The organism is Thalassoglobus polymorphus (assembly GCF_007744255.1).
Taxonomy (GTDB): Bacteria; Planctomycetota; Planctomycetia; order Planctomycetales; family Planctomycetaceae; genus Thalassoglobus; species Thalassoglobus polymorphus.
On sequence record NZ_CP036267.1, the window covers coordinates 5,525,047 to 5,538,237 of the forward strand.

General features: G+C 49.2%; 9 protein-coding genes and 1 tRNA gene. 6 read left to right on the forward strand and 4 right to left on the reverse strand.

Annotation, left to right across the window (positions count from 1 at the left end):
- Nucleotides 1-397: 397 nt before the first annotated feature.
- Together Mal48_RS20015 and Mal48_RS20020 are read left to right on the forward strand one after the other, a co-directional pair.
- Nucleotides 398-4,432, forward strand: coding sequence for a bifunctional serine/threonine-protein kinase/formylglycine-generating enzyme family protein (locus tag Mal48_RS20015; RefSeq protein WP_145203905.1), 4,035 nt, complete (start codon nucleotides 398-400; stop codon nucleotides 4,430-4,432).
- A 108-nt stretch (nucleotides 4,433-4,540) separates the two neighbouring features.
- The gene (locus Mal48_RS20020; RefSeq protein ID WP_145203908.1) at nucleotides 4,541-4,726 is read left to right on the forward strand and encodes a hypothetical protein; all 186 of its coding nucleotides are present in this window, start codon (nucleotides 4,541-4,543) and stop codon (nucleotides 4,724-4,726) included.
- Here Mal48_RS20020 and Mal48_RS20025 read toward each other — a convergent pair.
- Together Mal48_RS20025 and Mal48_RS20030 are read right to left on the reverse strand one after the other, a co-directional pair.
- Nucleotides 4,718-4,791 (reverse strand) — tRNA-Pro (locus tag Mal48_RS20025). The two genes, Mal48_RS20020 and Mal48_RS20025, sit on opposite strands and share 9 nt — an antisense overlap.
- A gap of 385 nt (nucleotides 4,792-5,176) precedes the next feature.
- Nucleotides 5,177-6,181 (reverse strand): class I SAM-dependent methyltransferase, encoded by a 1,005-nt coding sequence (locus Mal48_RS20030; protein ID WP_145203911.1) that lies wholly within the window; start codon nucleotides 6,179-6,181, stop codon nucleotides 5,177-5,179.
- Nucleotides 6,182-6,635: 454 nt separating this feature from the next.
- Between Mal48_RS20030 and Mal48_RS20035 the strand changes: the two genes are divergently transcribed.
- The 3 genes from Mal48_RS20035 (at nucleotide 6,636) to Mal48_RS20045 (ending at nucleotide 9,543) form a co-directional block, all read left to right on the forward strand.
- Nucleotides 6,636-7,436, forward strand: a complete 801-nt coding sequence (locus Mal48_RS20035; RefSeq protein ID WP_145203914.1) for a hypothetical protein — start codon at nucleotides 6,636-6,638, stop codon at nucleotides 7,434-7,436.
- 523 nt (nucleotides 7,437-7,959) lie between these two features.
- Nucleotides 7,960-9,036, forward strand: a complete 1,077-nt coding sequence (locus Mal48_RS20040) for a hypothetical protein (protein WP_145203916.1) — start codon at nucleotides 7,960-7,962, stop codon at nucleotides 9,034-9,036.
- Between the two features lie 48 nt (nucleotides 9,037-9,084).
- Nucleotides 9,085-9,543 carry a hypothetical protein gene (locus Mal48_RS20045; RefSeq protein ID WP_145203919.1) on the forward strand — a complete coding sequence of 153 codons (459 nt, stop codon included), beginning with the start codon at nucleotides 9,085-9,087 and terminating at the stop codon, nucleotides 9,541-9,543.
- Nucleotides 9,544-9,606: 63 nt separating this feature from the next.
- Here Mal48_RS20045 and Mal48_RS20050 read toward each other — a convergent pair whose 3' ends face one another.
- Both Mal48_RS20050 and Mal48_RS20055 read right to left on the reverse strand, forming a co-directional pair.
- Entirely contained in the window at nucleotides 9,607-10,431 is an 825-nt protein-coding gene (locus Mal48_RS20050) for an ExeA family protein (protein WP_231739736.1), read from the reverse strand.
- A 222-nt stretch (nucleotides 10,432-10,653) separates the two neighbouring features.
- A complete protein-coding gene (locus Mal48_RS20055) occupies nucleotides 10,654-11,049 on the reverse strand; it encodes a hypothetical protein (protein ID WP_145203925.1) in 396 nt (131 codons plus the stop codon).
- 485 nt (nucleotides 11,050-11,534) lie between these two features.
- On the opposite strand from Mal48_RS20055, the gene Mal48_RS23415 reads away from it, so the two are divergent.
- Entirely contained in the window at nucleotides 11,535-13,028 is a 1,494-nt protein-coding gene (locus tag Mal48_RS23415; protein ID WP_197441865.1) for a family 16 glycoside hydrolase, read from the forward strand.
- Nucleotides 13,029-13,191 lie beyond the last annotated feature (163 nt).

Sequence of the window (13,191 nt, forward strand, 5' to 3'; positions counted from 1 at the left end):
CGCAATGACGAATCTCTGCCCACTTCTGTGCATCAGCGTTCCGCCCGTCGCCCACTTGGAGTTCAGACTGAAACTCAAAGCACAAATAGCCTGAACATCTGACAACAAGTGATCATCTGGGCGCTTCACTTTTATTCCGTCAAAATCTTTTTGTCGAGCGCCACGTTTTCTGTCCGATGCCTACTCGGATTTATTACGGTTGTGTTTGACTGTGCTTTTTCATCAAACTAATGTGAATTGATGCCAATTGCGTCTTTTTTTTATTTTGACCGCCTTAAGGCCTGCCGTATATCGCCTGCATAAAAGGCAGGCTTTGTCATTCTGAGTGAGTTGAAAGAGCGAAGCAAACTGGCACGTTCTCAGCCGGGAAGAGCGTGAAGTTGAATAGGTTTTGGGCATGAGTAAGAACGCAAACAATCAAAGTGTGGTTGTGAATCAGCTGATCGCTGAATACATGAGACGCACCGATGCCGGCGAAAAACTTGACACTACGCAGTTTATCGCTGCACATCCGGAGCATGCGGAAGAACTGAATCGCCACTTTGAGAACGTAAATCTGCTGGATGGCCTGAAACGGACCGACACAAATGAGGTGGACGAGACACTCGTCAAACCGGCTGAAGATCTTGACAATTCGAACGATGACCCAACCGCCCAGACCGTCGTCCGAGGAATGGCCGATTCGGAAACCTCGGTGACTCGGGACCACCAGCGACTGAATTCAGGCTCAACGACGAACATTGAAATCCCGGAAACCTTCGGTCGTTACGCGATTCAAAAAGTTCTTGGGCAGGGAGCGATGGGGGCGGTCTACCTCGCCAAAGACACACAGCTAGATCGTGACGTCGCCCTCAAGATCCCGAAGTTCGGCGACGGCAGTGGCGTTGATGACAAAGAACTCCTTGAACGGTTCTACCGAGAAGCACGTGCCTCTGCGACGATCCGCAGTCCGAATATCTGCCCGGTTTATGATGTCGGTGAAATTGAAGGGCAACACTACATCACGATGGCCTATATTGAAGGCCGCCCGCTGAAAGACTTCACCAAATCGAAGAAGTCACATTCAGAAAAACAGATCATCACGACCATACGCAAGTTGGCAGTCGGCTTAGAACAGGCACACGCCATCGGTGTCATTCATCGAGATTTGAAACCTGCAAATATTATGGTCGACAAGAAGGGCGAGCCGGTCGTCATGGACTTCGGCCTCGCCCGCCGGAGCGATAGTGATGATGTGCAGGTGACGCAGAGCGGAGCAATTCTCGGCACGCCAGCGTACATGGCTCCCGAGCAAGTTGCCGGCGATCAGTCAGCGATCAACCATCAGGTCGATATCTACGCTCTCGGCATTATCATGTATGAGTTGATCACTGGCGAGATGCCATTTAAAGGGAATCTGATGGCGCTACTGCAACAGATCTCTCTCAACAATCCGAAAAAACCATCGGAGTTTCGCAAAGATCTCGATCCAAGATTGGAGACCATCTGCCTGAAAATGATGGCAGGCGATCAATCAAAACGCTATCAGTCGATGAATGACGTCGCTGCCGACCTGCAAGATGTACTGAGGCACCCCAATAGAAAACAGAAGAAAGACGCAACGAAGAATACCGGCCCCAAACCAAACGCAATTCCGACTTCACACGAAGAATCCAATCCGGCTTTAGTGACAGTTGAACACCCCAAGTCTTACGCTGAGCAACTACGAGAAAAGAAGAGCAAGACAGCGAAGGCAGCGAAGAAGTCAAATTCGCCAAACAAGGCGGGACCGAGATCAAAAAAGAAAGCTTCTGAAAATTTCGGTCCACCGAAGAAGTTTCTCATCGCTGGCGGCTTGGGTGGGTTACTACTCCTGCTCGGCATCGTCTTCATCGTTCGCGTTGGTAAGTACGACGTGCAGATTACGCTGGACGATCCGGAAATCACGCTCAGCGTCGATGACGAGGTCCTGAACATCAAAGATGGACAAGATCTCTACAAGCTCTCTGCAGGTGAGCACAAACTTAAACTGCAGAAGGAAGGTCTAACAGCTCACATCGAAGAGTTCACCGTCACCAAAGACGGCGAAACGGCCATCCGAGCTGTCGTAGTCAACGGCAAACTCGACGCATTGTTGAACGGTGAAAACGCTTCAGGTAACGAGCATGTAGAAGGCCATATTAGTGCTGACTCTGTCACTGCAACCGAGAACTCAATTCCGACAAAGAACTCTGCATTGGAATTCGACGGCGATGGTGATTACATCTCAGTCAATTCCGTGAATATCGAGCAGGGAAAACCATTTTGCATAGAATTTTGGATAAAACTGAATGACGACTTGCCAGAAGGTGCAAGTGGAACAATTACATCTGTCGGACCGTATAACAATACGGCATTTCGAACTTATCAGGACACCAATGTTTTCTATAGTAATTTCGCATTCCTGGAGATCGAAGAAGAGACAGAAACGTCACGTGCCATTGAATTTTCCAGGGTAAAACTCAATTCTCCTTCATGGACTCATATTGCATCTCAGATCGATGCCCAAGGTCGCTGCGTAACTTATGTAAATGGCAGAAAAACGCCCCCTTTAAGCTTGTCAAATGTTGAGTTTGAGCAGCTTGTCAAACTGGCACAGCCAATTGGATTCAAGAAGAATTTGACGATCGGTGCCAACTATCATCTCGGCAGCTTTACGAAGTCCGGCAGCAAACATCCGCTTAGTTTCTTCAAGGGATCGATGCGTGCTTTCCGTATGACTTCAGGTGTGAAGTACACAGAGAATTTCATCCCGGCAGATGAGTTCAAAAAAGAAACTCAGACGAAGGTGCTCTACCTCTTTAACAAAGGTTCAGGCACCACCCTCGAAGACGCCTCCGGCAACGGGCACGATGGCAAGATCATCGGAGCGAAGTGGGTTGCACTGGAGATGGATTCGTCTCAGCAGAGGTCGTTCTCTTTGAGTACAGATCTGGAAATCTTGAAATCCGAGAACATGAATTGGGAATTCAAAGATGAAGTGCTGAAAGGACACGGCACAGCGACAAAAAAAACCCACAAATGGGTGGCAGCAGAGTTCACGAATGAGATTCATGGAGACTACGACATCGATTTTGAGTTCAAGCAATCAGCTTTCTATCCCATTCAAGTTGATTTTCCACTCGGAGACAATCAGGCGATTCGTGTCCATATCGGAGGACAAGGCAGTGCATTGATGAAAATCGATGGGAAGGAAGACCGTGACGCTGCAGAAGAATTCCGTAATGACGATGCGAAACTTAAATATGGTAAGTGGCAACAATTGTCGGGGAAAATTCGCCATAAGGGAGAGAACGTTGAAATTGATGTCACGTTAGATGGAGTTCACGTTGGTCGATTCGCCGGAGCTCGATCACGAATCTCGCTACCGCATTGGAATACCGTTCGCCCGACCACAGTTAAATTCTCAGGGTATGGCGATCTTTCAAAAGCTCAAATTGAAGTGAGGGGGGAAGTAAGACTCCAACCTTCATTAAACACAACAACTGACGCGTCAAGCCATTCAAAGGCCCCTTCCATCGCTCTTTCACCTTTCAACGAAGCAAAGGCGAAAGCTCATCAGAAAGCATGGTCAGAACACCTTGGGGTCCCTATCGAGAGAAAAGTTGATCTTCCCGGAGGAGAGAAAATCACCTTTGTACTCATCCCGCCGGGTGAGTTTGAAATGGGCAGCCATCAACACGAGCAATCGATGTTTCTTAACGCGATTCGAGGTGAATGGAACGCTGAAAGAACTCCTGCCGAGATTCCGCGACACAAAGTTCAGATCTCGAATCCATTTTATCTTAGTAAACAGGAAGTGACTCAGGGAGAATGGTTGTCAGTGCTGGAGGACAATCCATCTGTCTATGCGAATTCGAAGGAGCATCCAGTGAATCAGGTGACCTGGAATGAAGCGAAGGAATTCGTCAATGCGATGAATTCAAAAGCTGATCTGCAGGGGCTGACGATTCGACTTCCGACTGAAGCAGAGTGGGAATATGCCTGCAAGGCAGGGGACCCGCGGTCCAACTATCCTCCAGAAGAACTGGAGGAATATGCCTGGTTCAATTTAAACTCGAAAGGCAACCTGCAGAAAGGTGGAGAGCGAACACCGAACGCTTTCGGACTTCATGATATGCTAGGAAACGTCTGGGAATGGTGTGCTGACAGCTATCATCCTGACTTCTACCGGAAGTCTTCCAGAGTAGATCCAGTCTCGCTCGAAGCTGGGGAGGATCGCGTCTTGCGAGGCGGAGCAATGACTCACGGATATATCCATTGCCGCCCAACATACCGAAACCACGATCTTCCGGATAAAAAAAGCTTTCACTTCGGTGTGAGACTGGCAGCCACAATTTCTTCCAGTTCGCTCCCGCTTAAAAAAGCGACTCCCGGACTCGACATCTCTCAATCAGATGGCTCCTCAGACTGAAAGTCGCCCTGATATTGCAGTTGCTCCGTTTACGAGTTCAGATGCAAAGCAGCATCAGCCAACGTGGGCGGAGCATCTTGGTAAACGCAAGTTCAACGGCAATCAGTGATGGGAAAGACCGCACCGGATGATGCCAAGAATCCGCGACCACTGTTCAAAGATGCTCGAAAAACGGCGGATCTTGGAAACGGTATCTTTGAACCGTATGCTCGGCGACGTAAGTCTAGTGATAGAAAAGAGAAAGCCGTTTTGCGAGCTCGCAAAACGGCCTCATATCCAGTTGAGTCGGGATGACAGGATTTGAACCTGCGACCTCTTGACCCCCAGTCAAGCGCGCTACCAGGCTGCGCTACATCCCGTGTTTGTGAGTGTTGCGGTAATCTTTTGGACTCAGCTTCAATCACAGAGGGTCGTCAGTTTATGTGAATGGATGGGGTTGTCAATCTACCGGCGGGGGAGGTTGTCGTTTCTCGCTCACATCACTGAACTCTTTCACATTCAATCTCCGCAGAGCGACCTTAACATTAAAGCAGTTTGCTCTCGCGTATCAGTGCTTTGTGGCTGTCGATTCTTTGCGATATCGACGGCTCACCTCCAGCGATCTCGTGATCGCGATCTGGCACGTAAAACGAGCGCGAGTCAAATGACGAGGCAGTTGTTCACGGCACAGTAGTCGACCGATTTGCATGAGCCTGAAGCCGTGCAAGGGATCTTTACTTGTCGGTCATTCGCCTTTGCCTGCAATTATGCAGACCGCGCGAGAATCAATTTTGAGGATTCGGCATTGTAAATTCGGTCGAGAATTTCTTTTCCGGAAAGCGTAGCATGGACAGCGATTTTTTCATGCACCACTTGTGCGACGGACGACCAGAGTCGTTTGGCAGGCATGGTTGAGGTGTAGTGATCGTAGTTTGTGTAGCTATCGAGCGTGTTTTTGACACGATGATAATTTTCGTGTGATACCTGCATCGGCTTTGCGTTCTCGGACTTTTTAAAGACTGTCCGAACATGCACGGATTTGCCTACCAGATCTGTCCTGACAACTTCGAATCCTGCTCGCCTTCCGAGGTTTTCCATTGTGTCTGGATTGAAATTGAAGATATGTGCGAAGTGCCAGCGGTTACAGGGGGTGTGGTACTTGCTTTCAACATTCGGGACTTCGACGATTAAGTGACCTCCTTTTTTCAGACCTTTCCAGATTCCCTGAAAAACACTGAGTGGATCACGAAGGTGTTCGACGACATGGTTCGCAGTCACAACATCGAAGCTGTCTGGTTCGAACATTGATTCGTCGAACGGACCAATCTTTACGTCGATGCCATATTCTTGAACGGAGAAGCCTCCGTAGCCTTCGTCGGGTTCAATCCCGGAAGCTGCGAATCCTTTTGATTTCAGCAAGTAGACGAACTCTCCGCCCCCGGAACCGATATCAAGAACTCGCTGACCGGGCTTTGCAAACTCTTCGATGAGGGGGAGCCGCATCAGTGCCCGTTTTCCAGCTCGATAAATGTGTTTCCGCTTCGGTTGAACGACCCCTTTGTACTTGAGTCGGTATTCTTTAGCGTAGTATTCCGCCACTTCTTCAGCAGTAGGTATGGGAGAAATAAAGACGAGTCCACAACCTGTGCAAACAACCGTGTGTAAGTCTTCCCCAGCTCGGCCACGTGTTGCCAACGTTTGGTGCTCATCCGACGAGCACAGCGGACACGTTACGGAAGTGTTTGTTGCGATTGAGGTTATGTCGCTCATGTCTCGGCATCCATGCCTGAAGTTCGAAGTGATTGAGAGGGCAGTCGTTGCCTGGCTCAGAACCAGATCGACAGTTTTTATCGTAATTTCTTTCTCCGCTGCAAGATGAATCAGTATCTCTGGAGCACTTTTTTCACATCGCCTTTTATCGGAATCACTTCACACTGAAGCGATTGGTCCAAATGGAGACCGACGAACATGTCTCCAAACTTATTTGAACACCCCATAATAATGTTGCATAGCGTGCATCATGCGTACTGGGTACTCAAGCTGAATGCTCAAGGCTGATCGCAAAGACGAGTTCGAAACCTGAACTCACCTGCAAGTCGACTCAACAAACTTCCTATTGATTATGGAAGCTGAGCGTTTCAGCCTCATCTTGACCTGAAAAGGAGAATTCGATTAGAAGGCTGACTCGTGATTTCGCACCCACACCATGCCGAGAGAGTCGACCGTGAATTCATCAACCTACAATTCTGTGTTTGACGATTGTTTCCATTCCATCCTCAGCGCGGTGGAAAGTGCAAACGTTTCGAATCGTCCGTTTCCACACTTTCTGTTCCAGAACATTCTTCCAGAGTCAGTGTATTTTCGACTCCTCGAAACATTCCCTCCTATTGAAAACTACTCTGAGTTAGGCAAATACGCAGGGACTGAAGGGCAAACTCGCTATCGTTGCAGCTTAACGCAAGAAGGGCTTCAGGGAATGGACTCTGAAAGTCAGGCGACATGGAAAGCCGTTCGAGACGCACTCGGACATCCGACAGTCAAAGCAGCTGTGTTCCGTCAACTCTCCGAAGGACTCACCTACCGTTACTCAGTCCCGCGCGATGAAGTCGAAAATGTGAGGGCCTACCCGAAAACTGAAATCTATCACGAGAAATCGGGCTACTCGATTAAACCACATCCCGATACACGCAAAAAAGTCGTCACCATGCAAATCGCATTGCCAGCTGACGACTCACAATCTCATTTGGGGACCGAATTTTACAGGCTCAGCCCACTTGGTCTCCTTGCGAAGCCAGTCGGGTTTACCAAAGTGATGACAACGCCTTTCCAACCGAACAGCGGCTACGCGTTCGTCGTCCTGAACACCAAATTCAAACGTAGCTGGCATGGTCGCAGCGAACTCGAAGAGAATAGTGGAGAGCGTAATTCGCTCTTGCACCTCTATTACGGCGACGTGGAAAATAGTGACCACGAAGTCTACGAAAAATTCTACGCACCAACCCCGCAACTCAAAGCAGCTGCATAAGCGAAAACTTCTCGCAGCGAAAATCTCGCAGGTTCGATGCAAGACATCCTTCACAAGTTCCGTGAAGAGTCACGTTTTGTCCTGCGAGAACATTCTTGCATGGTATGTTTTGGCGCAATCTCGCAATCTGGTCTTCAGTGAACAGAGCATTAAAAGTGGATTGCAGAAAGTGAGCAGGCAGAAGGGTTAGAGCATCCCTCGAAGTGGTGTGCAGGTTCTGCCTTTTTTCTACCCCCGACTTCTGACCACGCCCGCACGCCAAGTCTCCGAACTCGGCGAAGCATCAGAGATTGCTGTTTTGAGTTAGACGCGAGCGGAGATATGTGAGGAGACTCAGGAGGGCCTTCGCGTTGCAATTTGAACAGGTTTGGCATACGCTCAACTTTTATTCTTGTGACAGAATGATTCTATTTAGCATGTAAGTCTAGAACCAGTCCGAAAACTACTGGAATGGTCGCTTTCCTCAACGTTTGAGAGAGCAATTTCAAGTTTCAGGATCAGTTCTAAAGTTGAATGATGGGCCATGAGCTTCAGGTTCGTTTTACTTTTTTTCCTTTCAGCGGGCTTGAGTTCACCTGCTCTCTACGCGGATGAAACCACTGAACTCCTTGACTCCGTCTCGGTCTCTTGGGACGAGCATCGTTCCCGCTCAGCGACTGCGAAAATCCACTTCTTTTCTGCATTCATTGACTGCAAAGAGCAGAAATTCAGCGTGGAAGATGTGCACCGTCTCGTTGCGGAATTTGAATTCTCTGCCGATGAAGAGTTCATGCAGGAGTTCGTAAGTACGTTCCACCCCGAGGTGATCGAACGGCATCGGCAGCACGATCAATCGACCGGTCCTTGGGATCTGTGGGATGACGTGGTTCTGTTGGATGATGGAATCAACAGACGGAGCATCGGCCGACGCAATGAGCACATTGTGGCACGTGGGCTGCATTTGATGTATTCGAAGCATTTGTCGCAACAGATCACAGCCTTCGAGGAAGGTCGTTGCATGGTCTACTTCTATGACCGTGACTGGTTTCTGGGAATTCCTCCGGCACAGGTTCTCGAACAAGTTGAACACGCTCATTCTGAAGCGGGTTCGTTGAAGCTTTCGGGAAAGAAGTCAGGGGATTGGGTTCTCGATGCAGAAACACATTTACCGATTTCGCAAACATCGATGGACGATCAGTCCAAATATGGTCGACTTACCTATTACAAACTTCCCACGATTTTCCCTGGAGACGTGACTGCGCCAGCCATGCGTGTCGAAGTCGACTTTCGTGATGGAATCGCTCAAAAAGCAGAGCTAACAGCGATTGTCGATGCGGAGTTCAATCTTGATATCCCTAAAACAGCGTTTGTTGTGCCAGCAAAGGAGGGCGCTGCGATGGTCGATCAAAGATCAGAGGAACGTCACGCTCGCGCACTCAAACACGATATAGAAGATGCCGCTGAATATTTCCTGGCAAATGGAATCGCACGCAAGGCTGTCGCTGCGACTCCAATCTCTGGGTCTGAAAGAAAATTCGACTGGAAGGCATTTTTTTTAATCGCCAATGGAATCTCTCTGATTGTTTTGGGAGTGGTTCTGTGGCGCAGGTCAGCAAATTAGTTTTTCCTGTTTTCAACCATAGCCTGTTTTCCTCACGAGCGTGAAAGAATGTTGTACTACAAAGCGTTGAGTTTGGTTTTGATTTGCACCGGGGGAGTGTCACTCCTGAACGGTGTCTCACCTCAAGTCATTGCAGGTGTTGAGTGCCAGGGTGGACAAGTTTTCGACGGAACTATTTGTGACCCGGCTCATGCGCGGCATATGCACATGGTGATCAGCGCTAACATGCGTTGCGAAGATGATTCTTCAGGAACGAACTGCCACCCCACAGAAAAATCTCAGTGCGGAACGCTCGAAGGTTACCAGTTCGCCGTACGCGGAATGTGCGTTACAACTATGGAGTCGAGCGACGAATTTGGTTGTCAAGAAAACTCTGGAGCGACGTTCGTTCCTGTCGACTACTATTCTTCCACCTGCAAATACAAAGATGGCGCATGTGTGTGCATGCTGATCGGGTCGACAGTCCATCCAACCCAATACTCCGAGCAATGTAGCTGCTCTCAATAACGCGCTTTCGTGCAGCGCCGTTAACGCGATACGACTCGTGTAATGCAAAGCGTCGCTGTTCAGTTAAGCTTGAATGCAAACAAGTTCATCCGCAGCCGCTTCGACTTCAACAGGGGAGATGAGGGGAAGTTGATCCACGAACCCGACTAATAGAGCAAGGTCACAGAGTTGATTGATACGGCGCGGGACACCTTGTGCGAGTTCCCAAATCGTTCGAACTGCTCGTTGATCAAAAATCTCTTCAGCTCCGGCTGCTCCAAGCCGATCCGCAATGTAAGTTTGAACTTGCTCGTATGTGAGTGGTTGCAAAGCCATCCGCACCGAGGCACGCTGATCAAGCGCTTTGATTCTCTGAACGCGAGACAAAAGGTCTGACCTTCCAGAAAGGATCATCGAGAATCGGCACGTACCTTGTTCATGCAGGTTCAGCAACAACCTCAATACATCGAGTTGTTCAACATCGAGCAGGTGAGCGTCGTCAATTACAAAAACCGGATGCCCACCATTCTGAGCGATCTCACGAAGCTTCTCTTCCACCTGAACGAGAATGCTTTCTGTCGCAGTCACGTTTGCCGTCTGGATTCCTAAACGCATTGCGAAGTAGTTCAGAATCTCTCCTGGTGCGAGACAGGGAAACACCAGACGAATAAAAGGACCAATCCCATCGTCAAGGCACTCTCGTTCCAGGACATGCGTGAGATACGTCTTCCCCAGGCCATGATCACCAAGCAGGAGTCCGATCCCTTTGTTCTGTTGAATCAGGTAGCGCAGCTTCAGCAAGCTTGCCTGATGAGATGGACTGGCTGAGTAGTAATCTGGATACGCCCCATCTTCGAAAGGTCGTGAATTCAGTTTCCAATAGACCTCGTACATAGTTCCACTTTCCACGATTCAGCAGCGAGTTGCCACTTTGATTATTGGTCCTGAGTTCGAATGATCGCTCCGTCGAGCTTTGATTTTCCTGCTAGAGCAGTTTGCTCTACCGTGTGCCCGTGATGCTCACTTTCGAGACTTCGCAGACTGCTTGCCACAAGGCAGAACGTAAAGATCAATATTGGATTTGCTATTGCATTGGATTTGCTAGCGCTGAAAACAGAGAAGGGCGGACGACTACTCTTCTTCAGGCTCTATCGAGCCAACCAACCAGACAACAGGGCGGGCAACTTCGTCCTCTCTCTCATATGATATTTGCACAACTTGAGCATCTTGATGTGGTACTCGCTCAACAACTTCGTTTTGCAGGGTACCGGTCTGGGAGGTTCCATTCAGGGGCGAGTGAGTCGACTTGGGTTGCAACTCTTTCATCGGACTGCCTGAAGCGACTTCAAGCTGATTGGGCTCTGGAAGATTTTCTCGACTGCGAAAAACATTCTCAGCCTTGTGTGACCCGAGTCTTGCACGCACCGAAGCATTCTCGTGACGAGTGTCGCGAAAAGAGGATGCTCCGCCAACGATGAGTATCGCTGCCAACCAGAACCAGAATTGCTGTTTTTTCCATGGATTCATTCGATGCACTCCCTGCCTTGCGCTGGAATTTGTGCGACTGTCGGTTGAAGGTTTTCTCCGAACTTGATCTATCAATGAAACTTCAAATCAAACACAAGCGTCTCCAAGTGGAAACACAAAACGAGTTCGTACGGTACCGATCACCCTGAACTTTCAACCTTCAGCTGTGCCCTATCGAGTTTTGAACATCTCGCTGCAATCCGTTTATGGAGAGGCCCATCTCACATTGAGGGAGCATTCATCCCTCGACCATCGCGACCAAATGATTCTCCACCTTGTCGCAGTTTTCACAAACGTTGTGGTCTTCAGAGACAACGTTTTGAAAGGACCGCGCCATCTCTTAAATCGGCTAGCTGCCGTTCGAACTTAACAATATTGCCGATTGTACAGGTTTTGCAGGGATCGAATCGCTTGAAGAAGCAGGTGCGAGGGGGCGATACTACGGGACGAATCAAAATTCTTGTCCTCATGGAGAGTCGTGCCAGATGTACACCTTGAAATTTTCTCACCCCAGATTGCCTAAGCTTTCTATTCCGGGGCTCGCTATCGTCGCCTGCCTTTTGGGTTCGCCAGCAACATCAACTGCTGCCGATGCTGATCCTTACGGCGGATTCAAAATGGGAATCCAGAGTTACTCACTTCGTGGTTTTGACGTCGACGAAGCATTAAAGCACTCGGAAAAGCTCGGCCTGAAATACTGGGAGGCCTACCCAAAGCACATTCCAATCTCGACAGTTCCCGCTCACATCAAAGAGCAGAAAGCGAAGCTTGCAAATTCCGGAGTCACACTCGCTGCGTATGGAGTCGTCGGATTTGATACCAATGAAACCAAAGCTCGCGAAATCTTTGATTTTGCGAAAGCGATGGGACTCAAGTCGATCAGTGCGAATCCGAAAAAGGATCCAGCGACCTTTGACCTACTCGAAAAGCTCGTCGAGGAATACCAGATTCCGATCGCGATCCATAACCATGGTCCCGGGGCTTTGTACGACAAGGTTGATGACATCCTAGAAATGGTCGACGGTCGCAGCCCGCTCTTGGGAGCCTGCGTTGATACCGGTCACTACTTGCGAAGCAACGAAGATCCAGTGGAAGTGATTCAAAAGCTTGGCAAGCGGGTTTTCGGAGTTCACTTTAAAGATGTTCGCACCATCCGTTCTGAGGAAGAGAAAGCGAAACTCATGGCTGTGCTGCCGAAGAACAGAGCCAATCACCTCGAAAAAGAGGGCAAAATTTTTACGATTCTCGGCGAAGGAGAACTGAACATCGTGGGGGTGTTGCGGGCGCTTCGAGAAATTGGATACACCAACCCGATTTCGCTGGAATACGAAGAGAACCCACAGAATCCTCTCTCCGATATTGAGCTTTGTCTAGCAGCTGTCCGCGAAGGTGTTGCCTATCTGGACAGTAATGACGAAGGCTTCACACAAATCTGGGATGGTAAGACATTCGATGGCTGGAAGATCAACGAATCTCCAGACACCTGGAAAATTGTCGACGGGGCGATCGTTTGTCAGGGACCACGCAGCCATCTCTTCTACGTCGGAGATGGTACTCCGTTCAAGAACTTTGAACTCAAAGTTGATGTCATGGCAGAGCCCAACAGCAACGGTGGAATCTACTTCCACACGGAATTCCAGGAGAGTGGCTGGCCTGAAAAAGGATTCGAAACTCAGGTCAATAACACCTACAAAAAAGATCCTCGCAAGACAGGAGGTTTGTACGCAGTCGATGATGTCACTGAACAGTTGATCCCAGACAACACCTGGTGGACTCAGCACATCATCGTCAAAGGCAAACGCGTCATTATTAAAATCGATGGAAAGGTTGCCACCGACTACACCGAGCCTGAAAACTCAACCGGTCAACCAAACCAGCCAAAACGCCGAATCGACAAAGGAACTTTTGCTCTTCAGGGACACGACCCGAACAGCACTGTTCACTTCAAAAATCTCCGCGTGAAGAAGCTGGCTGACTAAGACAGCACAAGAGAGTTTCTCAACATCGTTTTGCAATCTGCCTCGTGGAGTTCGGCTTTTCTTCGGAAAGAACCGAATCGCCACGGGGCAGAAAACGTGTCAGGACTCAGAAGGGGTCACACATCACAATGTGCCCGCCGAGACAATCGATGCGCCGAGACAA